22 protein-coding genes are annotated in these 23,807 nt (G+C 68.5%); 14 read left to right on the top strand and 8 right to left on the bottom strand.

What is annotated here, in order from left to right:
• Nucleotides 1–42 precede the first annotated feature (42 nt).
• Entirely contained in the window at nucleotides 43–237 is a 195-nt protein-coding gene (locus tag ACM9LZ_RS08245) for a zinc-finger domain-containing protein (RefSeq protein ID WP_416618907.1), read from the bottom strand.
• A 200-nt stretch (nucleotides 238–437) separates the two neighbouring features.
• Between ACM9LZ_RS08245 and ACM9LZ_RS08240 the strand changes: the two genes are divergently transcribed.
• The 6 genes from ACM9LZ_RS08240 to ACM9LZ_RS08215 all read left to right on the top strand — a co-directional run bounded on the left by ACM9LZ_RS08240 (nucleotide 438) and on the right by ACM9LZ_RS08215 (nucleotide 5,773).
• Complete coding sequence (locus ACM9LZ_RS08240; protein WP_416618906.1) at nucleotides 438–1,421, top strand: ABC transporter ATP-binding protein; 984 nt, start codon at nucleotides 438–440, stop codon at nucleotides 1,419–1,421.
• A 9-nt stretch (nucleotides 1,422–1,430) separates the two neighbouring features.
• Nucleotides 1,431–2,279: a ChbG/HpnK family deacetylase gene (locus ACM9LZ_RS08235; RefSeq protein WP_416618905.1), complete on the top strand. Its 849-nt coding sequence runs from the start codon at nucleotides 1,431–1,433 to the stop codon at nucleotides 2,277–2,279.
• A gap of 96 nt (nucleotides 2,280–2,375) precedes the next feature.
• Nucleotides 2,376–2,936: a hypothetical protein gene (locus ACM9LZ_RS08230; RefSeq protein WP_416618904.1), complete on the top strand. Its 561-nt coding sequence runs from the start codon at nucleotides 2,376–2,378 to the stop codon at nucleotides 2,934–2,936.
• A 6-nt stretch (nucleotides 2,937–2,942) separates the two neighbouring features.
• Nucleotides 2,943–3,464 (top strand): coiled-coil domain-containing protein, encoded by a 522-nt coding sequence (locus ACM9LZ_RS08225; RefSeq protein ID WP_416618903.1) that lies wholly within the window; start codon nucleotides 2,943–2,945, stop codon nucleotides 3,462–3,464.
• 70 nt (nucleotides 3,465–3,534) lie between these two features.
• On the top strand, nucleotides 3,535–4,920 hold the full coding sequence (locus ACM9LZ_RS08220) for an aldehyde dehydrogenase family protein (RefSeq protein WP_416618902.1): 1,386 nt from the start codon (nucleotides 3,535–3,537) through the stop codon (nucleotides 4,918–4,920).
• 28 nt (nucleotides 4,921–4,948) lie between these two features.
• Nucleotides 4,949–5,773 (top strand): N-formylglutamate amidohydrolase, encoded by an 825-nt coding sequence (locus ACM9LZ_RS08215; RefSeq protein ID WP_416618901.1) that lies wholly within the window; start codon nucleotides 4,949–4,951, stop codon nucleotides 5,771–5,773.
• Between the two features lie 43 nt (nucleotides 5,774–5,816).
• On the opposite strand, the gene ACM9LZ_RS08210 is transcribed toward ACM9LZ_RS08215, so the two are convergent.
• Nucleotides 5,817–5,990, bottom strand: a complete 174-nt coding sequence (locus ACM9LZ_RS08210) for a hypothetical protein (RefSeq protein ID WP_416618900.1) — start codon at nucleotides 5,988–5,990, stop codon at nucleotides 5,817–5,819.
• Nucleotides 5,991–6,188: 198 nt separating this feature from the next.
• Here ACM9LZ_RS08210 and ACM9LZ_RS08205 point away from each other — a divergent pair, with 198 nt between their 5' ends.
• Nucleotides 6,189–6,485 (top strand): DUF1244 domain-containing protein, encoded by a 297-nt coding sequence (locus ACM9LZ_RS08205; protein ID WP_416618899.1) that lies wholly within the window; start codon nucleotides 6,189–6,191, stop codon nucleotides 6,483–6,485.
• Between the two features lie 167 nt (nucleotides 6,486–6,652).
• On the opposite strand, the gene rnd is transcribed toward ACM9LZ_RS08205, so the two are convergent.
• Complete coding sequence (rnd, locus tag ACM9LZ_RS08200) at nucleotides 6,653–7,807, bottom strand: ribonuclease D (RefSeq protein WP_416618898.1); 1,155 nt, start codon at nucleotides 7,805–7,807, stop codon at nucleotides 6,653–6,655.
• A gap of 317 nt (nucleotides 7,808–8,124) precedes the next feature.
• Here rnd and aspS point away from each other — a divergent pair, with 317 nt between their 5' ends.
• Complete coding sequence (aspS, locus tag ACM9LZ_RS08195; RefSeq protein WP_416618897.1) at nucleotides 8,125–9,936, top strand: aspartate--tRNA ligase; 1,812 nt, start codon at nucleotides 8,125–8,127, stop codon at nucleotides 9,934–9,936.
• A 697-nt stretch (nucleotides 9,937–10,633) separates the two neighbouring features.
• Here the strand turns inward: aspS and ACM9LZ_RS08190 are convergent.
• The 3 genes from ACM9LZ_RS08190 to ACM9LZ_RS08180 are packed head-to-tail and all read right to left on the bottom strand — an operon-like array spanning nucleotide 10,634 to nucleotide 13,538.
• Nucleotides 10,634–11,647, bottom strand: a complete 1,014-nt coding sequence (locus ACM9LZ_RS08190) for a site-specific tyrosine recombinase XerD (protein ID WP_416618896.1) — start codon at nucleotides 11,645–11,647, stop codon at nucleotides 10,634–10,636.
• Nucleotides 11,648–11,650: 3 nt separating this feature from the next.
• Entirely contained in the window at nucleotides 11,651–13,417 is a 1,767-nt protein-coding gene (locus ACM9LZ_RS08185) for a hypothetical protein (RefSeq protein ID WP_416618895.1), read from the bottom strand.
• Entirely contained in the window at nucleotides 13,401–13,538 is a 138-nt protein-coding gene (locus ACM9LZ_RS08180; RefSeq protein WP_416618894.1) for a hypothetical protein, read from the bottom strand. Before ACM9LZ_RS08180 ends, ACM9LZ_RS08185 begins: the two co-directional genes overlap by 17 nt.
• Before the next feature lie 266 nt (nucleotides 13,539–13,804).
• Between ACM9LZ_RS08180 and ACM9LZ_RS08175 the strand changes: the two genes are divergently transcribed.
• Together ACM9LZ_RS08175 and aroB are read left to right on the top strand one after the other, a co-directional pair.
• Entirely contained in the window at nucleotides 13,805–14,380 is a 576-nt protein-coding gene (locus ACM9LZ_RS08175; RefSeq protein ID WP_416618893.1) for a shikimate kinase, read from the top strand.
• A 43-nt stretch (nucleotides 14,381–14,423) separates the two neighbouring features.
• Nucleotides 14,424–15,554, top strand: coding sequence for a 3-dehydroquinate synthase (gene aroB / locus ACM9LZ_RS08170; protein ID WP_416618892.1), 1,131 nt, complete (start codon nucleotides 14,424–14,426; stop codon nucleotides 15,552–15,554).
• 62 nt (nucleotides 15,555–15,616) lie between these two features.
• Here the strand turns inward: aroB and ACM9LZ_RS08165 are convergent, their stop codons facing one another.
• Together ACM9LZ_RS08165 and ACM9LZ_RS08160 are read right to left on the bottom strand one after the other, a co-directional pair.
• Entirely contained in the window at nucleotides 15,617–16,222 is a 606-nt protein-coding gene (locus ACM9LZ_RS08165; RefSeq protein ID WP_416618891.1) for a CoA pyrophosphatase, read from the bottom strand.
• 46 nt (nucleotides 16,223–16,268) lie between these two features.
• Nucleotides 16,269–16,898 (bottom strand): DUF1285 domain-containing protein, encoded by a 630-nt coding sequence (locus ACM9LZ_RS08160; RefSeq protein WP_416618890.1) that lies wholly within the window; start codon nucleotides 16,896–16,898, stop codon nucleotides 16,269–16,271.
• A gap of 142 nt (nucleotides 16,899–17,040) precedes the next feature.
• Between ACM9LZ_RS08160 and ACM9LZ_RS08155 the strand changes: the two genes are divergently transcribed.
• The 4 genes from ACM9LZ_RS08155 to ACM9LZ_RS08140 are packed head-to-tail and all read left to right on the top strand — an operon-like array spanning nucleotide 17,041 to nucleotide 23,805.
• Nucleotides 17,041–18,060 (top strand): AAA family ATPase, encoded by a 1,020-nt coding sequence (locus ACM9LZ_RS08155; RefSeq protein WP_416619057.1) that lies wholly within the window; start codon nucleotides 17,041–17,043, stop codon nucleotides 18,058–18,060.
• 15 nt (nucleotides 18,061–18,075) lie between these two features.
• Nucleotides 18,076–18,978: a DUF58 domain-containing protein gene (locus ACM9LZ_RS08150; protein WP_416618889.1), complete on the top strand. Its 903-nt coding sequence runs from the start codon at nucleotides 18,076–18,078 to the stop codon at nucleotides 18,976–18,978.
• Nucleotides 18,979–18,982: 4 nt separating this feature from the next.
• Nucleotides 18,983–21,721 carry a DUF4159 domain-containing protein gene (locus ACM9LZ_RS08145; RefSeq protein ID WP_416618888.1) on the top strand — a complete coding sequence of 913 codons (2,739 nt, stop codon included), beginning with the start codon at nucleotides 18,983–18,985 and terminating at the stop codon, nucleotides 21,719–21,721.
• Nucleotides 21,718–23,805 (top strand): hypothetical protein, encoded by a 2,088-nt coding sequence (locus ACM9LZ_RS08140; RefSeq protein ID WP_416618887.1) that lies wholly within the window; start codon nucleotides 21,718–21,720, stop codon nucleotides 23,803–23,805. Before ACM9LZ_RS08145 ends, ACM9LZ_RS08140 begins: the two co-directional genes overlap by 4 nt.
• The last annotated feature ends 2 nt before the right edge of the window (nucleotides 23,806–23,807 follow it).

Raw genomic sequence — 23,807 nt, 5'->3', positions numbered from 1 at the left:
CCGAAAGGGGTTGAACCGAAAGCCGGGGGGCAGGCGAGGAGATCAGTGGCCGTGGCCGCCGCCGGCCGCCTTTCCGGCCGCCGTCTGTACATAGTGGCGGCCGCAATAGGGGCAGTCGATCTCCCCCCGCGGGGCCAGCGTCAGATAGACCAGCGGATGACCCAGCGCCCCGCCGCCGCCATCGCAGCCGACGGTGTCTTCGTCGATATAGATGGTCTCGGCCGGCTGCATGGTCATCTGTTCCTTGGGAATGGTCTTGAAGGGAATCCGGGGAAAATCCGGGTTCGGCGGGTGCGGCGCATCATACTCCGGCCGCCGGTTTGCGCAAGGCCGGCGGCCGCCCCTGCCGTTCGGCAAATTGACCGGCGGTTGTTGCGGGTGTAGGCCAGGGGGTATGCAGCGACGCCCGTCGCCCCACCGTCCGGAACATGGTCACAATGCCCGACAGCCTGAGCCGGTCCGCCGGCACCGCCACCGACAGCGCACCGGCCGCCGCCATCGCCGTCACCGACCTGCGCAAAACCTATGCCGGCACTGCCAAGGCCCCGCCGAAGGAGGCGTTGAAGGGTATCACCCTGTCGATCCCGCGGGGGTCGATCTATGGCCTGCTGGGGCCCAACGGCGCCGGCAAGAGCACCTTCATCAACATCCTGGCCGGATTGGTGAACAAGACCAGCGGCAAGGCCAGCATCTGGGGTATCGATATCGATGAGCATGCCCGCTCGGCCCGCGCCGCCATCGGCATCGTGCCGCAGGAACTGAACCTGGATCCGTTCTTCACCCCGCGGGAGATCCTGGACCTGCAGGCCGGCCTTTATGGTGTGCCCAAGGCAGAGCGGCAGACCGACGCCCTGCTGGAGGCCGTGGGCCTGAAGGACAAGGCCAACGCCTATGCCCGCACCCTGTCCGGTGGCATGCGCCGCCGCCTGATGGTGGCCAAGGCCATGGTGCATGCCCCGCCCGTCCTGGTGCTGGACGAGCCGACGGCCGGCGTGGATGTGGAATTGCGGCAGAGCCTGTGGGCCCATGTGCGCGAACTGAACCGGGCCGGCACCACCATCGTGCTGACCACCCATTACCTGGAAGAGGCGCAGGAGCTTTGCGACACCATCGCCATCGTCAACCACGGCCAGGTGGTGGCGTGCGAGTCGACGGAGAACCTGCTGGGCCGGCTGGACAGCAAGGAGATGGTGGTCACGCTGGATGCCGACCTGGCCACCGTGCCCCCCGCGTTCGCCGCCTTCGACGCGAAGCTGGAGACCCCGCGCCGGCTGGTCGTCCATTACAAGCCCAGCGAGACCCGCGTCGCCGACCTGCTGGGGGCCATGGCCGCGGCGGGACTGGCCGTGAAGGACCTGTCCATGGTGGAAAGCGACCTGGAGGACGTGTTCCTGCAGCTTACCCGCGCGCCTGCGGCATAAGCGGCGGTCATGGCCCCGTCGGTCCTGGTCATCGCCGACGATTACGCCCTGTCGGCTGGGGTGACGGCGGCCATCCTGGACCTGGGCCGGCGTCGGCGGCTGTCGGGCACGGGGGCCATGGTGCCCAGCCCGCGCTGGCGGCACGACGCGGCCGGTCTGCGGGACATGCCGGACGGGTTCCAGACCGGCCTGCATCTCACCCTGACGGGGTCGCTGATGCCGCTGGGGCCGATGCCGGTCCTGTGCCCGGACGGGCGCTTTCCGGCGCTGGGCCGCTGGCTGCTGCTGTCGCATGCCGGCAGACTGCACGCGCCGGCGATGCAGGCCGAACTGGCGGCGGAGATCGACCGGCAGCTGGACGGTTTCGAGGCCGCGATGGGCCGTCCGCCGCATTTCGTCGACGGGCATCAACATGTGCATCTTCTGCCCGGCATTCGCCCCCTGGTCCTGGCGGCGGTGGCCCGGCGCTATCCGGCCGGCGGCGTCTGGGTCCGCGATTGTCATGAGGGGGCGGGGCGCATCGTCGCGCGTGGGGTGGCAGCGGGCAAGGCGCTGTTCATTGCCGCCCTGGCGCGGGGCATGGCGGAGGATGCGCGCACCGCGGGCCTGACCGTCAATCGCGGCTTTTCCGGCATCCATGGTTTCCGGGGGGATTTCCCACGCCTGCTGCCACGCTTTCTGGCGCGTATGGGCGATGGCGGATTGCTGATGGTGCATCCCGCCCTGCCCGACGATGAACTGGCCACGCTCGACCCCGTGGTCGGCGCGCGGCAGGTGGAAATGGCCTGCCTGACAGGCCCGCAATGGCCTGCCGCGCTGCAGCGGGCCGGGCTGGACCTGCGGTTCGGCCCGCCCTAACTTTTGGTTAGGTTGCAATGCGCGACAAGCCGTCCTGCGGGTGTTACACTCGACCTCGCCGCGTTAGCAGGTGCGGTCGTGGTGGTCGGCCACAGCATGACGTCAGACGGAATTGCCGCTTTGGAAATCAATGTCGTCCTCTTCGTCGTTGCCTTGCTGAGCGCCATCGGCGCTGTCAGCATCGCGCTGGTCCGGCAGGTCCTCTATTATTCCCGGCGCGCCCACATCGCCCGTATCGGTGAAAGCAACCGCGACCTGTCCCGCAAGCAGGAGGAACTGACCAAGGCCTACCGCGATGCGCAGGAGGCCGTCCGTCAGACGGAGGTGGAGCGCAAGGCCGCATCGACCCAACTGGCCGATGCGCAGCGCCGCCTGAAGGCCGCGGGCGAAGAGAATTACATCGTCGTGCATGAACTGGGCGAGCCGTCCGCATCCCGCCGGCTGTTCGTGGTGCAGATGACACTGGGCAGCGTGCTGACCATCAACCAGAACACCATCAAGGATTGCCGTTTCCGCGCCCTGCGCCATGTCGTGGAGATCTGGGCGGAGAATGCCGATGATGCCAACCGCATGGCCCGCACCCAATTCCCGCCTGATGGCGGCTTCAGCCTGTCCAAGGCCGTGCCCGCCAGTCAGGCGGCCATCGCGGCGGAGTGAGCGGCCATGTTGATCCAGGTCGGGCTTGTCCTGTTGATGCTGGTGTCGGTGGCCTACGCCGCCGCCGTGATGCGCAAGATCGAAACGGATGTCGGCCAGTATCAGCGCGACCTGCGCACGGTGGAGGAAGAGCATCACCGCCTGGACGTGGCCTGCAACACGCTGCGCACCCTGATTGCGCAGGTGGAGGATGAACTGTCCAAGGGCCGGGCCGGCCTGGGCGAACTGGTCGCCGCGCGGGAGCAGGTGGAGGCGGAAATCCTCGCCCTGGCGGAGGCGCCCAAGCAGCGCCTTTTCATGCTGGACCGTGCCACGCTGGCCTATGGCCGGCTTTGGGAGGTGACGGTCGTCAATGCCGGGGGGACGGGCGCGCCGCTGCCGTCGGAAACAGCCGTGGAATGGGCCAACGGCCGTACCTATATTATTCCGGGAACGACCGACCGAGATGCCCGCTATCGGGCCGAACCGCGCTTCCCGCCGTCCCTGGGATACCGGATTATGAAGGTGGAGCGCTTCCGGCGCGGCTGATGGCGGGCCCGGTGCCCTGTTGCGACCGTCGGGCTGCCCGGAAAGGCGCCCGGAACAAGGGAGCTGCGCCATGGCCGACGCCGTCATCGAGTTCCCCTCCGCCCTGGCACGCCAGCGGCCGGCCAGTGCCGCCGACAAGCGGCTGGTGGCGGCGCTGTCCCATCTGCGGGAAGGCTGGCGCCGTGAAGGCGGCATCGCCATCGACCGGCGGGCAGAGGTGCTGGACCGGCTGGCCGGCACATTGCGGCATTACGAGGCATCGCTGACCGAGGCGATGGCGGCGGATTTCGGGCACCCGCCGGGCCATGTCCGCCCCGATGCCGGCATCAGGCCCAGTCATGAGGCGATCCGCAACCTGGCCCGCCTTTGCCGGCGACGGGCACGGCACTGGCTGCCGCGCGGTGGCATGGAATGGGAGCCGCTGGGGGTGGTCGCCATCATCACGTCCCGCAACGACCCCGTGCAGCGCGCCCTGGTCCCGGTTGCCGCCGCCATCGCCGCCGGCAACCGCGTGCTGCTGAAACCGTCCGAACAGGCGCCGCGCACGGCCATCCTGCTGGAACGCCTGCTGGCGGAGACGTTCACACCGTCGGAAATGGCCGTGGCCGGCGGCGGAGCCGACACGGCGCAGGCCATCTGCCAGACGGCGGTGGACCATGTGCATTTCACGGGATGGGCCGGCAATGGCCGGCAGGTGATGCGGGCCGCCGCCGACAATCCGGCATCCGTCACGCTGGAATTGGGCGGAAAGAACCCGGTGATCGTCACCCCCGGCTATCCGCTGGCCCTGGCGGCGGCGCAGATCGCCGCCGCCAAACTGGCCGATGCCGGGCAGACGGGGGCCGCACCCGACCATGTGCTGCTGCCGGCCGGGAGCGAACTGGATTTCATAAATCATTTCGAGAAAGCAACAATTTCTCTTTATCCCTCTCTGCGGAGATCAAATTATTCCGCTATCGTAACAGATAAGCATTATCAGGATTTGTTGGGCATGATCGACGATGCGCGCCGGTGGGGCGCGCGGGCCTATGCCATCCATCCCGGGGGAGAGGGGCCGGAGCCGGGGTCGCGCAAGCTGGCACCCACCCTGCTTTGGCCCGTGATGGAGGAGGCCGAGGTGATGTCGCGCGAAGTCCATGGCCCCTTGCTGCCGCTTCTATCCTATGGCGCATTGGATGAGGCCGTGGCCATGGTGAATGGCCGCCCCCGTCCACCCGCCCTTTACCTGTTCAGCCGGCACGAACCGGATGTCGGTTTCGTGCTGGACCGTGTGCGGGCCGGCAGTATCATGGTCAACGGCACGCAATGGCGGGATGCACAAGGGAACCCGGTCTGCGCCGGCATCGCTGCCTATCATGGAGAGCCGGGGATCCGCCGGTTCAGCCAGCCGCGCATGATCTATCGCCGCGGGCCGCTGGACGGTCTGGCCAGGCTGTGGCGGCGGCTGGTCCGCTGATATCCGTCCATCCGGCTGGCCGGACGGGATGCCTGAACCGGTGACGGCCACGGGGATTTACGATAAGCAGGGTGGTATGGATATCGCCGCCCCCTCCTTCCTGTCCGCCGCCGATCCGGCACCCGTCCGCGTGATCAACCCCGATGGGGCCAGCCCGCTGCTGCTGGTCTGTGACCATGCCGGCAAGGCCGTGCCCGCCGCCCTGCATGGGCTGGGCGTCGAGCCGGCCGACCTGGACCGTCATATCGGTTGGGATATCGGGGCGGCGGCCGTGACGGAGGAACTGGCCCGGCGGCTGGATGCCACGGCCGTGCTGTCGGTCTATTCGCGGCTGGTCGTGGATTGCAACCGCTGGCCGGACAGCCCGACCCTGATGCCCGCGATCAGCGACGGGACACCGGTGCCGGCCAATGCGGTCCTTTCGGAAAGCGCGCGGATACAGCGACTGGAAGCGTTTTACCACCCTTATCACGACGCCATCAGCGCGGCGCGCCAGCATATCGCCGCGCGGGGGCAGTCTCCGGTCCTGATCTCCATCCACAGTTTCACACCACAGATGAACGGGTTTCGCCGACCCTGGCATGTCGGCGTGCTATGGAACCGCGATGGCGGTCTGGCCCTGCCCATGCTGGAGGCGCTGCGCGCCGAACCGGACCTGGTGGTGGGCGATAACGAGCCTTACAGCGCCCGCACGGGCACCGACTTCACCATCATCCATCATGGGGAAAAGGCCGGTCTGCCCGTCCTGATGCTGGAAATCCGCCAGGATCTGATCGCGGATGCCGCCGGAGCCGGCGCCTGGGCGGAACGGCTGGCCCGGCTGCTGCCGGCTGTGCTGGCCAGCCGGGCATAGCCCACCCCTGCCGGCTACGGGCGGTCGATCCCGCGGGGGACCGTCAATCGTTTTCAATATCCGCCATCAGCCCACGGACATCCAGAGACTGCAAGGCCAACAGCGCGGTGGAAAGATCAGCCGCGCATTGGTTCAGACGCTCCGCATGCAGGCTGAGCGTGGCGGCATGGCTGGTGATGTGGCTGTAGGGCAAGCGGGTGCGCATGTCGACGACCATCGGCCTCTCCATTTGGTAAAGATTCGGTTGATACTTTTGGATAGGTTTTTGAACTTGACGTCGATCTTGCATAGTTATAGCGAGACTGCAATAGGGAATTTGATCAATTATACTCAACTAAAATTTAAGATTATTTCTCTTATAGAAAGATGATCAGCGACCCATATAGGCTGCTCCATCGTTGCCGAGGAAACAGACATGGACGAGCAGACGCGCATTGAACTGGAAGCGGCGGCTTTTCGCCGGCTGGTGGCGCATCTTCAGGAGCGGACGGATGTCCAGAATATCGACCTGATGAACCTGGCCGGCTTCTGCCGCAACTGCCTGTCCAAATGGTACAAGGCTGCCGCGGACGAACGGGGGCAGGCCGTCAGCCAGGATGAGGCGCGCGAGCGCGTCTATGGCATGCCCTATGAGGAATGGAAGGCCCGGCATCAGAAGGAAGCAACGGCCGATCAGAAGGCCGCCTTCGCCAAGGCCAATCCCCATTCGTGACGAGGCCTCCTCCCAGAGGCCCAATCACGACAAGGGAACCATCATTGGGGTGGCGTGATTGGGGTGCCGTCGTCAGGGGGCCGTCGTTAGGGTGCCATTGTCAGGGTGCCATTGTCAGGGTGCCATCGTCGCGGTTGCCGGTCGGCCCAGGCCTGCCGGCAACCGGGTCACTTGGCCAGATCGACCATCTTGACCTTTTTGCCGGCGATGGCCAGGGCCAGCTTGCCGTGCTTAAGGCGCAGGGCGGCTTCCCCGAACACGTCCCGGCGCCAGCCCCTCAGGGCCGGGACATCGGCATCATCGTCCCCCGCGATGGCTTCCAGGTCGGCGGCGTTGGCAACCAGCCGGCTGGCCACGTCATTGTCGTCGCAGACCATCTTCAGCAGCACGCGCAGCAATTCCACGATGGGCGCGATGCCGGGGGCGGGTTCCACGCGCGGTTCCGGCCGTGGCAGGGCGCTGTCGGGAATGGCCTGCGCCGTCTTGATGGCGGCCAGCAATTCGGTGCCGTAGCGTCCCTGCGCCATGCCGGTGCCGAGGCCGCGCGTGCGTCCAAGGTCATCGACATTGCCGGGCGCGTGCGCCGCGATCTCCATCAGCGCCTCATCCCGCAGCACGCGGTTGCGCGGCAGGTTCTTGCGCTGCGCCTCCCGTTCGCGCCAGGCCGCCACCTCTTTCAGGATGGCGAGGAAGCGCGGCTTTTCGGTGCGGACCTTCAGGCGCTTCCAGGCATCCTCCGGCTCCGTCCGGTAGGTGGCCGGATCGGTCAGGATCCCCATCTCGTCCGCCAGCCAGGCCTCCCGCCCCGTGCGGTTCAGCTTGGCGCGGATCTTCTCATAGGCCGGACGCAGATAGGTCACGTCTGACAGCGCATATTGCAACTGCCGGTCGGTCAGCGGCCGGTGCGACCAGTCGGTGAAACGGCTGGACTTGTCAATGCGGGCCGGCGTCAGCTTGGTGATCAGCGTCTCATAGCCGACCGAATCACCGAAGCCGCAGACCATGGCCGCCACCTGGGTGTCGAACAGCGGGGCGGGCACCGACCCCATCAGGTTGACGAAGATTTCCAGGTCCTGCCGGGCCGCATGGAACACCTTCAGCACCGCCGGATCGGCCATCAGCGCGAACAGGGGCGAAAGGTCGATCCCGGGGGCCAGCGGATCAATGGCGGCGGCTTCATCGGGCCCGGCGACCTGTACCAGGCAAAGCTGCGGCCAATAGGTCTTTTCCCGCATGAATTCCGTGTCGACAGTGACGTAATCGGCGTCCCGGATACGGTCGATGAAGGCAGACAGGTCTTCGGTGGTCGTGATCAGAGTCATGAGGGTTCTGGTAGCATCCCCGCTGCCCGCCAGACAAAGGCTTTATCGGTAGTTCAGGCATCTATTCCCTTTCTGTGTGCCGTTCCTGCTTTTGTGTGCCGTTCCTGCCGCAGCGGAAGGGCGGGCGGGTCGCAGTGGCCGGGTCGGTACTGGCTCCCATATCGATGCCATGTCTTGACAGGGAGAGGCTGTCGGTGTGGTGTGCGCATCGACGGGACGACCGCCGGCAGGCGGTGGCCCGCCCGTGCCGTTTCACCGCTTCATGTCTTGTTCACCACCGTTCTTTTCCACCACCGTTTGAAAGCAGCAGTCGCGCCATGCACGCCTATCGCACCCACAATTGTGGCCAACTCCGCCTTGATCATGCCGGCCAGTCCGTCCGCCTGTCCGGCTGGATCAACCGCAAGCGCGACCATGGGCAGTTGCTGTTCGTCGATCTGCGCGACCATTTCGGCATCACCCAATGCGTGGTCGATACCTCGTCCCCGCATTTCAAGGGGCTGGAGGATCTGCGTCTGGAATCGGTGGTGACCATCACGGGCGAGGTGGTGGCCCGCACCGCCGACACCATCAACGACAAGCTGCCGACCGGCCATATCGAGGTGAAGGTCCGTGACCTGTCGGTGCAGTCGGCCGCCGATCCGCTGCCGCTGCAGGTCAACAGCGAGCAGGACGCCGGCGAGGAACTGCGCCTGCGCTATCGCTTCCTGGACCTGCGCCGGGAGAAGATGCAGAAGAACATCCTGCTGCGCTCCAACGTCATCGCCTCGGCCCGCCGCCGCATGATCGAACAGGGTTTCGTGGAATTCCAGACCCCGATCCTGACGGCCAGCAGCCCGGAGGGTGCCCGCGACTTCCTGGTGCCGTCCCGCAACCATCCGGGCAAGTTCTATGCCCTGCCGCAGGCGCCGCAGCAGTTCAAGCAGTTGCTGATGGTGTCGGGCTTCGACCGCTATTTCCAGATCGCCCCCTGCTTCCGCGACGAGGACAGCCGCGCCGACCGCTCGCCGGGCGAGTTCTACCAGCTCGATTTCGAGATGAGCTTCGTCACCCAGGAAGACGTGTTCGCCGCCATCGAGCCGGTGATCCATGGCATCTTCGAGGAATTCAGCGGCTTCACGGGCACCAGGCGGACGGTGTCGCCGTACCCGTTCGTGCGCATCCCCTATGCTGAATCGATGCTGAAATACGGCAATGACAAGCCGGACCTGCGCAACCCATTGGTGATCACCGACGTCACCGAGGTGTTCAAGCGCGACGATGTGGAATTCAAGGCCTTCAAGGGCGTGATCGAGAAGGGCGGCGTCGTCCGCGCCATCCGCGCCCCGTCGGTCGGCGACCGTCCGCGCAGCTTCTTCGACAAGCTGAACGACTGGGCCCGCGGCCTGGGCGCGCCGGGCCTTGGCTATATCCTCTTCGAGGCGGCCGGCGGCAAGGGCCCCATCGCCAAGTTCGTGCCGGAGGCCGCCCAGGCGGCCCTGCGTGAGGTCGTGGGCCTGAAGGATGGCGATGCCGTCTTCTTCGTCTGCGACCAGGCCGGCCCCGCCGCCAAGCTGGCCGGTCTGGCCCGCACGCGCATCGGCGAGGAACTGGACCTGATCGAGAAGGACACCTACAAGTTCTGCTGGATCGTCGATTTCCCGATGTTCGAATATGACGAGGAGCGGAAGAAGGTCGACTTCAGCCACAACCCGTTCTCCATGCCGCAGGGCGGCCTGGACGCGCTGCTGAATCAGGACCCGCTGACCATCAACGCCTATCAGTACGACATCGTCTGTAACGGCGTGGAACTGTCGTCGGGCGCCATCCGGAACCACAAGCCGGAAATCATGTACAAGGCGTTCGAGATCGCCGGTTATCCGCCGGAGGTGCTGGAAGCGAAGTTCGGCGGCATGCTGTCGGCCTTCAAGCTGGGTGCGCCGCCGCACGGCGGCTCGGCCCCTGGCATCGACCGCATGGTGATGCTGCTGGCCGACGAGCCGAACATCCGCGAGGTCATCGTCTTCCCGCTGAACCAGCGCGCCGAAGACCTGCTGATGCAGGCTCCCAACGGCGTCACGCCGGACCGGCTGAAGGAACTGCATATCAAGCTGGACCTGCCAAAGCCGAAGATCACGACGGCGGAGTAAGGTTCGGGATCGTGAACAAAGGCCCGCCGCGGGGAAACCAGCGGCGGGCTTTTAGATGTTGGAATAACATATTTTTTCTGTTAAAAGAGTGGGCTCTCTTTTCGGGCGACTTTAAACGATAGGCACTACGATGACTATGTCTGCCGGCTCGGTTTGCTATCGCGGGGTTGTAATCACTCCGGTCAACTTTGAGCTGCTGAGTGGAGAAGGATTCACTGTGGAATACAGTCTGCATTGGTCGCTGCCAGACTGTGAGCATATTGAGAAATGGGGTGGCGATCTCATTCAAGCGACCTGGGAGGCAGCGCAAGATGCCTCAATCAACGCAGCGAAGCACCGACTCGATTACTATGCTCAGGCTGGCGTTTAGCATCTGTATGAAAAGTTCTTTGTGATTTTAATGCAGTACATGCTTTGATTTTCAGTATCAGGTTATCCATGCTGCGGCCGCTGGTATAAATCATGTCGGCGCTGACCGCGCCTCGCGCTGGACCCCGGCTTTCGCCGGGGTGACGGTGAGAATCCAATTTCTGTGCAATATCTTCACCGTTATATCCTGCGGGTTATAATGGCGGCAACTGCTGGCGCGTGGAACGTAGCCGAGCCCATGGATGGGGGCGATGGCCATTGAACCCGGTGACCGGTGGTGGTCATCGGGACACAGTATAAAGTGGTCGCAGCGGTCCGGCCAGACGGATCATGCCTTTGCCTTTCGCTTGCCCGACAGCGGATGGTGCTGTTCCACCGTCTGTTTCAGCCGTTCGCCCACGACATGGGTGTAAATCTGCGTCGTGCCGATATCGGCATGGCCCAGCATCTTCTGGACCGATCGCAGATCGGCGCCATGATCCAGCAGGTGGGTGGCGAAGCAGTGGCGCAGGACGTGCGGGCTGACCTTGGCCGGGTCCAGGCCCGCCTCGATGGCCAGATCCTTCAGCAACTGGCCGAAGCGCTGGCGGGTCAGGACCCCGGCATTGGCGCGCGATGGGAACAGGAAGGCCTGTTGCCGGCCTTCCCGCCCCCTGGTCATGAAGAAGGCGCGATCGGGCAGATAGGCGGACAGGGCGTCGCGGGCCGGGGCGGACAGGGGCACCAGCCGTTCCTTGCCGCCCTTGCCGCGCACGATCAGGGCGCGGGCATCGCGGGTCAGCGCGGCCATGGGCAGACCCACCAGTTCCGACACGCGCAGGCCCGTGGCGTACAGCACCTCCAGCAGCGCGTTCAGCCGCCGACCCTCCGGCGCGCCGCGGGCCGCAGCGGCCGACAGCATGGCCGTCACGTCGGCTTCCGACAGGATCTTGGGCAGGGCACGGCCCTGCCTGGGCGTGTCCAGGACGCTGGCCGGGTCCTCTGCCCGGTGCCCTTCCGACACCAGGAACTTGTAATACTGGCGCAGCGCCGACAGCCGCCGGGCCACGGTGCGCACCGATGAACCGGCCTTCACCCGGCCGGCAGCCAGATGGTCCAGATAGGCGCGCAGGTCATCGGTGGCGGCACGGTCCAGCGCGGGGCGGCCCTGCTGTGCCAGAAAGGTCGCCACATCGGCCAGATCACGGTGATAGGCCTCGCGCGTGTTGGCCGAGGCCGCGCGCTCGGCCACCATCATGTCCAGGAAGGCATCAACCCAGGGCGGCGGCGGGGGGGCCGGCTTGCGCGGCCGGCCAGGCCGCGCCTTGGCGGCACCGAGGGACCCTGCCGCCGGTCGGGTCATGGCTCAGGCCTCCGGTCGCAGCAGGCCGGCGATGGCTTCCGCGCCGATGCGGCGGGCCTGTTCCCCCAGGCCGGCCCGTGTCAGGTCGGTCAGGATGGCGGCCAGGTCCATGGCCGGCATGCCGGCCGGCCCGCCCGTGCCCAGGGCGATGATGGCATCCAGCAGGACGGCCCCCTTCACCTGACCCGGCGGCGCCGACCCGTCGGCCAGCGGCGGCAGGGCCATGGGCGTGTTCTCCAGCGCGCTCAGCAGGATCAGCACGCTGTCGACCGTATCGCGGGCGGCATTCCCGCCCAGATCGCGCTGCCAGACGGTGCGGTCGAAATCGGCCTCCCGCACCAGCCCATGGGCGGCGGCCAGGGGCCAGAGCCGGGCGAAGGCACCCTCATCCTTGCCGGCGTTGAAATCGTCCCGCGCCAGGTTCAGCCAGGGACCGGCATTGCGCAGGTCGCCATGCAGCAGGTGCAGACGCGCCACCATCGGCGCCACCGACGCGAAGCCGATGGTCAGGCGGAATTGCCGCGCCTCCTCCAGCAGCAGGCTGCCATAGGTTCCCGCCTGCATTTCCGTGCTGGCGGCCAGCATGGCGACCCTGAACAGGCCGGCCTTGGCGGCGGGCGCCGGCTCGGCCGCCAGGGCCCGGATGAGCTGGGCGCGCAGCAGGGGCGTCGGCTTCTTCGCCGCCGCTACGGTCAATGTCTTGGGATCGGGTTCGGGCACGGCCTCATAAAGGCTGCGCAGCCCCTCCGCCGTCAGACCACCGAGTGCGGCCGCCCGTTCCGCCGCCGCCAGCCGCTGCGGCAATGCCAGGCTTTCCACCCGGGCCAGGGCGGCCAGCGGGCCGGCGCCCGTGATCCGGGTTTCCGGCGGAAAGGCCCGGCCCGACGCCAGGATCAGGGCGAATTGCGTGGGTGTGGGGTCCGGTACGCCACGCACGGGGCGGTCGTTGCCCGTGATGGCGCCTTCGGCCAGCAGGGTGAAAAGCTCGTCCTTCTCCCCCTGCTCGCGCAGCATATCCAGGCCCAGCAGGGCCATGTCGGGCTGGCCGGCCACGATCTGGCAGACGATCTGCCATTTCTGCCAGACGGGGTGCCGGAAACGGCCCAGCAGGACGGGCACCTGATCGCAGGCGGCCTGCCGGTCATCCGTGAAATACCGCATTTCCAGCCAGGCCAGGGCCGCGTCTTCATCCTCCAGCACGGCGGGGGCCAGACTGCGCAGCGTATCGGCCCCGGCGGCATTACCGACGCGGACCAGTGCTTCGGCCCGTAACGCGGCCAGATCGCGGCCCTTTGCGCCAGGGCCCACCCCGTCGGCCGCGGTCAGCAGCAGCCGGCTGGCCAGATCGCGCAGGGCGGGGCTGGTCAGGCCGGCCGGGACGGCCGCGATCAGGCTTTCCAGTTCCCCGCGCGGCAGGCCCTGCCACAGGTCGGGCGACAGCCCGCCATTGTCGGGTCCCAGCGAACCTGCCAGTTCCGGGTCCTGCGCCTTCAACTCCTCCACCATCACCCCGCGCACGCCGCGCGCATCGGGGGGCGTGGCGGCCGGTGCCGGATCGGCGGCTGCCGGTTCCGCCCCGGCCGGGGCCGGCGGGAACAGCGACAGCGGCGCCCCGGTGGGACCGGGGGCCGGCCCGGAGCCGGGGGGTGTGGCGGGTGGCGGGCCGGCGGGCGGCCATGGCTGCTGCGCCAGGACGGGAGAGGCCAGCAGCGCCAGCCCGATGGCCGTCATGCAGCCGAAGCGGCGCACCCGGTCAGCCGAAACGGTCATTGGGGATCACCCGCTCCACCGGCTGCGACGGGGCGGGCAGGTCCATGCTGGCCAGCGCGACGAAGCCGCCGACACCGACAAGCAGAACGACAACCAGCAGGATCTTGATCAGCGTGCTCATGAACAACCGGTTCCGGTGAAATGGCAGAAAAGGATGGCACATGGCCGGCGCCGGGGCGCCCAGCCATGCGTCGGCGACCGGGTCCGGCTCCGCTTTTCCCTTGGCTCGCGGGGTTGGGCGATGGCGCCCGCGCGTGCTATGGAAACGTCCGTTCCGGTGGCCTTGCCAGCACCATAGCGTCCGTATCATGGGCTGGCAATCGCGCCACCACCGGCCATCCTGGTTTAAGCCCTTGACCGGCGCCGCAACCCCTGGATCAGACGCCCATGCCCGCCGCCGTCCCGTTCCCCGTGCCCAAGACCCTGGTGCTGATCGGCCTGATGGGGGCCGGCAAGACCAGCATCGGCAAGCGGCTGGCCACGCGGCTGGGCCTGCCCTTCGTCGATGCCGACCATGAGATCGAGCGGGCGGCCGGCTGCACCATCCAGGAAATCTTCGACCGGTTCGGGGAGACGGGTTTCCGCGACGGGGAACGCCGCGTCATCGCCCGGCTGCTGGAACAGCCCGTGCAGGTCCTGTCCACGGGCGGCGGGGCCTTCATGGACGCGGAGACCCGCGCGCTGATCCGCGAGCGCGGCATTTCCATCTGGCTGCGCGCCGACCTGGACCTGCTGGTCCAGCGGACGGCGCGGCGCGACCACCGGCCGCTGCTGCGCCAGGGTGACCCGCGTGCCGTGCTGTCGCGGCTGATGGATGTGCGCTACCCCGTCTACGCCGCGGCCGACCTCACCGTGGACAGTGACGACAGCCCGCCCGACATCACGACCGAGCGCGTCATCGCCGCCCTGCGCCCCCATCTGGGACATCCGGCCCCCATGGATGCCGGGGTGGCGACCGCCTGATCCCGCCTTCTTCCCTACCGTTTGCGCCTGGATACCGCCGCCCATGACCGCCGCCGCCCGCACCATCGTTCCCGTCGCCCTGCCCGTCGCCCTGGACGAACGGTCCTATGACATCCATATCGGCCCGGGCCTGATCGGGGATGCCGGTGCGCTGATCACGGCCGCCGTGCCCGGCCGGCCGCTGGTGGTGCTGACCGACAGCAGCGTGGCCGAACTGCATCTGTCCTCCCTGCTGGACAGCCTGCGCGCCGCCGGTGCGCGCGTGGCGGAACCGATCGTGGTTCCGGCGGGGGAGGCCAGCAAGGATATGGAGAGGCTGGGCACGGTGCTGGACGCCCTGCTGGCGCGGGGGATCGAGCGCCGGACGGTGCTGGTGGCGCTGGGCGGCGGCGTGGTGGGCGACCTGGGCGGCTTCGCAGCCGCCATCGCGCTTCGCGGCATCGACTTCATCCAGGTGCCCACGACGCTGTTGAGCCAGGTGGACAGTTCCGTCGGCGGCAAGACCGGCATCAACAGCCGCCATGGCAAGAACCTGATCGGCGCCTTCCACCAGCCGCGGCTGGTGCTGGCCGATACCGACAGCCTGAAGACCCTGCCCCGGCGCGAGATGCTGGCCGGCTATGCGGAGGTGGTGAAATACGGGCTGATCGACCGCCCGGATTTCTTCACCTGGCTGGAGATGCACGGCCCGGCGCTGGTGGCCGGCGACGATGCCCTGCTGACCGAGGCCATCCGCGTTTCCTGTGCGGCCAAGGCCGATATCGTGGGCAAGGACGAGAAGGAAGCGGGCCTGCGCGAATTGCTGAACCTGGGCCACACGTTCGGCCATGCGCTGGAAGCGGAGGCCGGCTATGGCACGGCCCTGCTGCATGGCGAGTCGGTGGCCATCGGCATGGTCATGGCCTTCGACCTGTCGGTGCGCATGGGCCTGTGCCCGGCCGGCGATCTGGACCGGGTGAAGGCGCATCTGTCGGCGGTGGGCCTGCCCGTATCGGCCGCCCATCTGGGCGGCGGCACCTGGACCGCGGAAAAGCTGGTTTCTCATATGGCCAGGGACAAGAAGGTGAAGGATGGGCGCGTCACCTTCATTCTGGCCCGGGGCATCGGCAAATCCTTCCGCTGCGCCGATGTCCACCTGGCCGACGTGACATCCGTGATGGCTGGTCACCTGTGACGCGGATGACCGCCGGATGGCGGTCTGGGTGACGCGGATGACCGCCGGATGGCGGTCCGGGATCAGCCCAGTTCGCCCAGCACGTCGCACAGATTGACCAGCATCCCGGCCGTGGCGCCCCAGATATGGCGGTCCTGGTAGGGGAAGACCCAGAATTGCCGCAGCGCGCCCTTGAACTCCACGCTGTCCCGGCGACGGGAGGCGGGGTCCAGGATGAAGGACAGCGGCACCTCGAACACGTCCGCCACCTCATAGGGGTCTGGTGTCAGCGTGAAGGGCGGGCGGATATGGGCCACGACGGGGACCACCCGGAAACCGGTGCGCGTGACATAGGTGTCCAGATGGCCCAGCACCTCGATATGCCGGTGGTGCAGGCCGATTTCCTCCTCTGTCTCGCGCAGGGCGGTGGCGACGGCGTCCTCGTCCTCTTCCTCCACCCCGCCGCCGGGAAAGCTGACCTGGCCCGCATGCGCGGCCAGGTGTGCGGTGCGCTGGGTCAGCAGGATGGTGGTGCCGTCGGGCCGGTCGACCAGCGGCACCAGCACGGCGGCATCGCGCAGCAGGGCCGGCTGTTCCAGGCCGGGATTGCCGTCCAGGTCGCCGCGCATGCCGATCAGGCGCGACGGTTCCTGCCGGCGCCGCTGGAAAAGTCCCCTTATGTCGTTCATGGCGGGGACCAGCCCCGGCCTTGTCTCAGCCCCGATCAATTGCCCGTCAGCCTTCCGTCGCACGTCCCAGGGGAAAGAATGCCCCCTGGCTCCACACCCCGATCATGCCGTCATCCTGGCCCGGTTCGGACCGTTCGACCAGTTCATAGAAGATCGCGCGGTTGATACGCGCCTCCAGCGGCGCCTCGGGCGGACCCTTGACCATGATATAGGGCCGCGGCTCCCCTGTCTCGGAGTCGGTCTGCACCCGGATGGGATAGTCCGGGCCGGCTATGACCTCCTGATCCAGATTGGTGCGGAAAACCAGCCGCTGGTCGTGCCCGCTGCCTTCCACCGTCAGGCCAACGGCCACGAAGGGCGCATCCTCCACCGTGATGCGCCCCCGTTCCGCCGGGGTGATCAGCCAGTAATCGCCGGCTGTGTCCCGCCGCAGGACCGTGGCGAACAGCCGGACCATGGGTAGCCGGCCGATGGGGCTGCCATGGTAATACCAGGTGCCGTCGGCGCGGATTTCGATGGGATAGGCCTCGTCCTCGGCGGTGGGCGCGCGGGGGGTGCCGCCGGCCAGGGCGCGCAACGCCGCATCGGCCCCCGCATGAGCCCCGCCGGAACCGGCGCCGCCGGTTCCATCGGCCTGCGGTGCATCGGCACCGTTATTGTTCTTGCTTTCCGTCATCGTGGATTGGACCATCCTGTTCGGTTCCGGGCTGGTGGCGCCGTCGACTGCCGTATTGATAACATAGTCGTGATGCCTAGCTTCTGGTACCCAGGGTATGCCGTCCGCGACGATGCGCGGCAGTCTGATCAGCAAAGGGACGATGATGGTGGTGAACAGTCTGGACGCCGGCCGCAACGCCGACCCGCAGGCCTTGCTGCGCGACGTCGGGGTGCTGGGCGACAAGCTGGCGGAGGCGCGCGAAGCCATCGGGCGCGTGATCTTCGGCCAGCAGGAGGCGATTGACCTGTCGCTCGTCACGCTGCTGGCGGGCGGGCATCTGCTGCTGATCGGCGTGCCGGGCCTGGCCAAGACGCGGCTGGTGGAGACGCTGGGCACCGTCATGGGGCTGGACAACCGTCGCGTGCAATGCACGCCCGACCTGATGCCGGCCGACATCCTGGGGTCGGAGGTGCTGGAGGAACAGGAGAACGGCCGCCGCGCCTTCCGTTTCATTCCCGGCCCCGTCTTCGCCGAACTGCTGATGGCTGACGAGATCAACCGCGCCAGCCCGCGCACCCAGTCGGCGCTTTTGCAGGCCATGCAGGAAGGCCGCGTGTCGGTGGCCGGCCATTACCATCCGCTGCCCCGGCCCTTCCATGTGCTGGCCACGCAGAACCCGCTGGAGCAGGAAGGCACCTATCCGCTGCCCGAAGCGCAGTTGGACCGTTTCCTTCTTCAGGTCGATATGGATTATCCCGATCGCGACAGCGAACGGCGCATGATGATCGCCACCACGGGCCCGGAAGCCAGTATCGCCACGCCCGTGCTGTCGGGGCCGGAGCTGATCACGGCGCAGGCCCTGGTGCGCCGCGTTCCCGTGGGCGACAATGTCGTCGACGGCATCCTGGACATGGTGCGCAACGCCCGGCCCGACGACAGCCCGCTGGAAAGCGTGCGCCGGCACGTGGCCTGGGGTCCCGGTCCCCGCGCGTCGCAGGCGCTGATGCTGGCGGCGCGCGCCCGCGCGCTGCTGGACGGGCGCATGACGCCGTCGCTGGATGACGTCGTGGCGCTGTCCCGGCCCGTGCTGCGCCATCGCATGGCGCTGAACTTCGCGGCGCGGGCCGATGGCATCACCCTGAATGCCATCATCGACCAGCTTGCAGCCCGGCTGGCCTGACGAGGAACCGCCGGCATGGACAATCCCGGCCGCCACCTGCCCGCCGCCATCCGCGCCCAGCACCGGGCGGAGGATCTCGCCCGCCGCCTGCCCCCGCTGCTGGTGGAGGCCGAGCGCATCGCCGCGACCGTGGCGCAGGGCGCCCATGGCCGCCGCCGCGTCGGCACGGGTGAGACCTTCTGGCAGTTCCGGCGCTATCAGCCCGGTGATGCCCATAACCGCATCGACTGGCGCCAGACCGGCAAGTCGGCCCATGTCTTCGTGCGCGAAAACGAATGGGAGGCGGCGCAGACCGTCTGGATCTGGCGCGACGACAGCCCGTCGATGAACTGGCGGTCGGGCCGCGGCCTGTCCAGCAAGCGCGAGCGCGCCGATCTTGTCGTGCTGGCGCTGGCCGCCCTGCTGCTGCGCGGCGGGGAACGGGTGCATCTGGCCGGCAGCGACGTGCCTCCGTCGGCCGCCCGGTCCATCCTGCCCCGTCTGGCGGACTGGCTGACGGCCAGGGCGGACGGGCATGACGGGTCCGGCCTGCCGCCGGCCGCAGTACGCCTGCCGCGCCATGCCCAGGCCGTGCTGGTCGGTGACCTGCTGTCGCCGCTGGACGATATCCAGGCCGCCGTGGCCCGGCTGGCCGCCATGGGCGTGCGCGGGCATCTGGTGCAGGTGCTGGACCCGGGGGAGGAGACGCTGCCCTATGCCGGGCGCATCCGCTTCAAGGGGCTGGAGGGGGAGGGGGCGCTGCTGGTGCCCCGCGTCGATGGGGTGCGCGACGCCTATCTGGACCGGCTGGCCGCCCAGCGCGACGGCCTGGCCGCCATCGCACGCGCCGCGGGCTGGACCCTGACCCTGCACCGGACCGACAAGCCACCGCAGGCCGTGCTGCTGTCCCTGTGGACGGCGCTGGCCGGGGAGGGATGAGGCCATGCTGAACCTGGGTCCCATCGCGTTTGCGGCGCCCTGGCTTCTGCTGGGGCTGGCCGTGCTGCCCGTGCTTTACTGGCTGCTGAAGGTGACGCCGCCCAATCCGCGCACCATCGCCTTTCCCGCCATCCGGCTTCTGGCCGATCTGGTGCATCGGGAGGAGACGCCGAACCGCACGCCCCTGTGGCTGCTGGTGCTGCGCATGCTGCTGGCCGCCCTGGTGATCCTGGCCCTGTCGCGGCCTTTGCTGAACCCGGCCGCTTCGCTGCCCGGCGGCGGGCCGCTGCTGCTGGTGGTGGATAATGGCTGGGCGGCGGGACGTGACTGGCCGGCGCGGCTGTCGGCCATGGACGGGCTGATCGACCAGGCCGACAGGCAGGGCCGCAGCGTCGTGCTGCTGCCCACGGCGCCATCGGCCAATGGCGACGCGCCGGCCCTCGCCGGCCCCATGCCGGCCGACATCGCCAAGCGGCAGGCGCAGGCGCTGCGTCCCTATCCCTGGCCGGTGGACCGGGCGGGGACGCTGGCGGCCTTGCGCGAATACCGGCCCGATGGGGCGCCCTATATCGTCTGGCTGTCGGACGGGGTGGCCGCGGCCGGGCCGGCCGGCATCGATGATCCCGCCACGGCGGAGATGGTGACGCATCTGCGCCGGCTGGGAACGCTGGAGGTGCGGACCGACGGGCCTGAACAGCCGGCCCTGCTGGTCCGTCCACCGCAACTGGAGGGCGGCACGCTGCGGGTGCCGGTCGAACGGGCCGACGCCAGCCTGCCGCTGCCCATCACGCTGCGCGCCCAGGGGGCGGATGGCCGGCTGCTGGGGGCGGCGCAGGTCACGCTGGCGGGCGGCCAGGGACGGGTGGAGGTCCCGCTGGACCTGCCGACCGAACTGCGCAACGAACTGGCCAGTCTGCGCGTGGAGGGCCAGGCAACAGCCGGTGCCACCCTGCTGACCGATGAGCGCTGGCGCCGCCGCCCCGTGGGGCTGGTTTCCGGCCGGGCCGATGGCGAACAGCCGCTCCTGTCCGACCTTTACTATCTGGAACGGGCACTTGGCCCCTATGCCGAACTGCGCAAGGGCAACATCACCGACCTGCTGGAACGCGACCTGTCCGTGCTGATCCTGGCCGATGTCGGGTCCCTGTCGGAGGCGGAGGTGGAACGGCTGCGGGCCTGGATCGAGGGTGGCGGCGTGCTGCTGCGCTTCGCCGGTCCGCGTCTGGCCCAGAATGCCGACAGCCTGATCCCCGTGCCGCTGCGCGCCGGTGGCCGGGCCCTGGGCGGTGCCCTGTCCTGGGACGTGCCGGCCGGCCTGGCACCGTTCGTCGATGAAAGCCCGTTCGCCGGGCTGGCCGTGCCGGATGATGTGACCGTGAAGCGTCAGGTGCTGGCAGAGCCGGGGATCGACCTCGCCTCGCGCACCTGGGCGCGCCTGGCCGACGGCACGCCGCTGGTCACGGGGGAACGGCGCGGACGCGGTGCGCTGGCGCTGGTCCATACCAGCGCCGGGCCGGACTGGTCCAACCTGGCCCTGTCGGGCCTTTATGTCGACATGCTGCGCCGTGTCGTGGCCCTGTCGGCCGGGGTGCGGGGCGGGGAGGCCTCGGGCACATTGTCGCCGCGGGCCGTGATGGACGGGTTTGGCCGGCTGTCCGACCCGCCGGCTACGGTGTTCCCCATCGCCGCCGCCGACCTGTCGGGCCCGCCGGGACCCCGCCACCCGCCGGGATATTACGGTCCGGCCGAGGCGCCGCGCGCGCTGAACCTGTCGGCCGCCGTGCCCGCCATGACCACGCCCGATGCCCTGCTGGCGGGTGTGCCCCGGGGGCTGTACGCTGGCGGCGGTGAAACCGAACTGAAGCCGACCCTGCTGACCATGGCATTGATCCTGGGCCTGATCGACCTGCTGATCGCGCTGTCGCTGCGCGGGCTGCTGCCCCTGCCCGCCTTCCTGCGCCGGGGTGCCGGCGTGGGCCTGGGGCTGCTGCTGGCGCTGTCCCTGGCCGTGCCCGGGGGCAGGGCCGATGACAGGCGCGCCATCGAGGCAACCGCCCAGAACTGGCTGGCCTTCGTGCGCACCGGCGATGGTGCGGTCGACAATATCAGCCGCGCCGGCCTGGAAGGGCTGGGTCGTGTGCTGGCCGACCGCACGGCCATCGATGTCGCGGGTGCCATGGGCGTGGACCTGGAGAATGACGAACTGGCCTTCTTCCCCCTGATCTACTGGCCCGTGACGGCGGGGCAGACGGAATTGTCGGAAAAGGCCCGCACCCACCTGAACGATTATATGCGCCAGGGGGGCATGGTGCTGATCGACACGCGCACCCCCACGGCCAATGGCAGTGGCGGGCCGGGTGGTGCTGGGCTGGAATCCCTGTTGCGGGGTCTGGACATCCCGCCACTGGCGCCCGTGGGGGCCGAGCATGTGCTGAGCAAGGCCTTCTACCTGCTGGGTGATTTCCCCGGCCGCTATGCGGGAGGGGAAGTGTGGGTGGAGGCGCGGGAGGACAATAGCAGCAATGACGGCGTCTCTTCCGTCATCATCGGGTCGAACGACTGGGCCGCGGCCTGGGCCATGGACGACCGGGGCCGGCCGCTCTATCCCGTCATGCCGGGTCCGGAACGCCAGCGGGAGATCGCCTATCGCGTGGGCGTGAACATCGTGATGTACGCCCTGACGGGCAATTACAAGGCCGATCAGGTGCATGTGCCGGCCATCCTGGAAAGGCTGGGGCAATGACGGCGCAGGATATCGCCTTCGCCCCGCTGGTCCCGTGGGCCGTGCTGGTCCCGCTGGCGCTTGTGGCGCTGATGCTGGCCGCCTATGGCCTGTTCCGCCGGGCGCGGGGGGGCTGGTGGCGGCTGGCGGGGCTGGCCGTGCTGATCCTGGCGCTGGCCAACCCGTCGCTGGTGACGGAGAAGCGCGAGCCCATCAGGGATGTCGCCGTCATCGTCGTCGACCAGTCGCCCAGCCAGAAGATCGGCGAGCGCACGGCGCGCACGGAAAGGGCCGTCGCCGCGCTGCGCGAACGGCTGGCCCGGTTCCCCGACCTGGAGGTGCGGATCGTGCGCGCCGGCGGGGGGGACGGGACCGAGGTGGAGGAAACCCGCCTGATGGAGGCCATGACGCGGGCCGTCTCCGACGTGCCGCGCGGCCGGCTGGCGGGGGCCGTCCTGGTCACCGACGGGCAGGTGCATGACGTGGCGGCCACCCTGCCGTCGCTGGGCGATTTCGGCCCCGTCCACGCCCTGCTGACGGGTGACCGGGAGGAGGGCGACCGCCGGCTGACCATCGTACAGGCGCCCAGCTTCGGCATCGTGGGCAAGGACATCACCTTCACCATCCGGGTCGATGACCTGCCGGCCCCGCGCGGCGGCGGTGACGGGGGGATTGCCGGCGTCACCCTGCGCCAGGATGGGCAGGAGGCCCAGATGCTGGCCGTTCCCCTGGGGGAGGAGGTGCCGATCACCCTGCCGCTGTCGCATGGCGGCCTGAATATCGTGGAACTGACGGCGGAGGCCGGGCCGCGTGAACTGACGCTGGCCAACAACCGTGCCGCCGTCGTCGTCAACGGCGTGCGCGACCGGCTGCGCGTGCTGCTGGTTTCCGGCGAGCCGCATGCGGGGGAGCGCACCTGGCGCAATCTTCTGAAGGCCGATCCCGCCGTCGATCTGGTACATTTCACCATCCTGCGCCCGCCGGAGAAGAATGACGGCACGCCGATCCGTGAATTGTCGCTGATCGCGTTTCCCATCCGCGAACTGTTCGAGATGAAGCTGTCGGAATTCGACCTGATCATCTTCGACCGCTACAAGAAGCGTGGCGTCATCAACAACATGTATCTGGCCAACATCGCCGAATATGTGGAGCGGGGCGGCGCCTTCCTGGAGGCCAGCGGCCCCACCTTCGCCACGGCCCTGTCACTCTATCGTTCTCCCATCGGCACCATACTGCCGGGCGGCCCCACGGGCCGCGTGCTGGAACAGCCGTTCAAGCCCACCGTGACGGAAGTGGGTAAACGCCATCCCGTGACGGCCGGGCTGACCGATGCGCCGGACGGCGTGGGCTCCTGGGGCCGCTGGATGCGGCAGATCGACGTGTCGGCCGACAGGGGCAGCACCGTGATGTCGGGTGCCGAAGGCCGGCCGCTGCTGCTGCTGGACCGGGTGGGCCAGGGGCGGGTGGCGCAATTGTCATCGGATCATTTCTGGCTCTGGTCGCGGGGATATGAGGGGGGCGGGCCGCAGGCCGAACTGCTGCGCCGCCTGGCCCATTGGCTGATGAAGGAACCGGAGCTGGAGGAGAACGACCTGCGCACGGCGGTCGATGGCAGCCGGATCACCATCACCCGCCGGTCGCTGGAACCCGACGCCCGGCCCGTCACCGTCACCGCGCCCGACGACACCGCCCAGCAGGTGGAGATGCAGGAGGCCGGCACGGGGCAGGCCACGGGCACGCTGATCGCGTCGGAACCCGGCATCTGGCGCGTGACGGACGGGGAGAAATCGGCCGTGGCCGTGGTGGGGGCCGTGAACCCGCCGGAACTGGCCGATGTCCGGTCGACACCGGAACCGCTGTCGCCCGTGCTGCGCCAGACGGGGGGCGGTGCCTATTGGCTGGAAGGCGACGGGTCGGGAATACCCGCCATCCGCCGCGTGCGGCCGGGCCGCGACGCCGCCGGGTCGGGCTGGCTGGGGCTGCGCGGCAATGACGACCATGTCGTGACGGGTGTCACGCAGACCCCGCTGCTGCCGGCCCTGCCCGTGCTGCTGCTGGCGCTGGGCATGCTGCTGCTGGCCTGGCGGCGCGAAGGGCGGGGATAGAG

The sequence above is a fragment of the Niveispirillum fermenti genome (assembly GCF_048066175.1).
GTDB classification, from domain to species: Bacteria; Pseudomonadota; Alphaproteobacteria; order Azospirillales; family Azospirillaceae; genus Niveispirillum; species Niveispirillum fermenti.
Note: the sequence above shows the minus strand (reverse complement) of the source record. Positions and strands in the feature narration are given on the sequence as shown.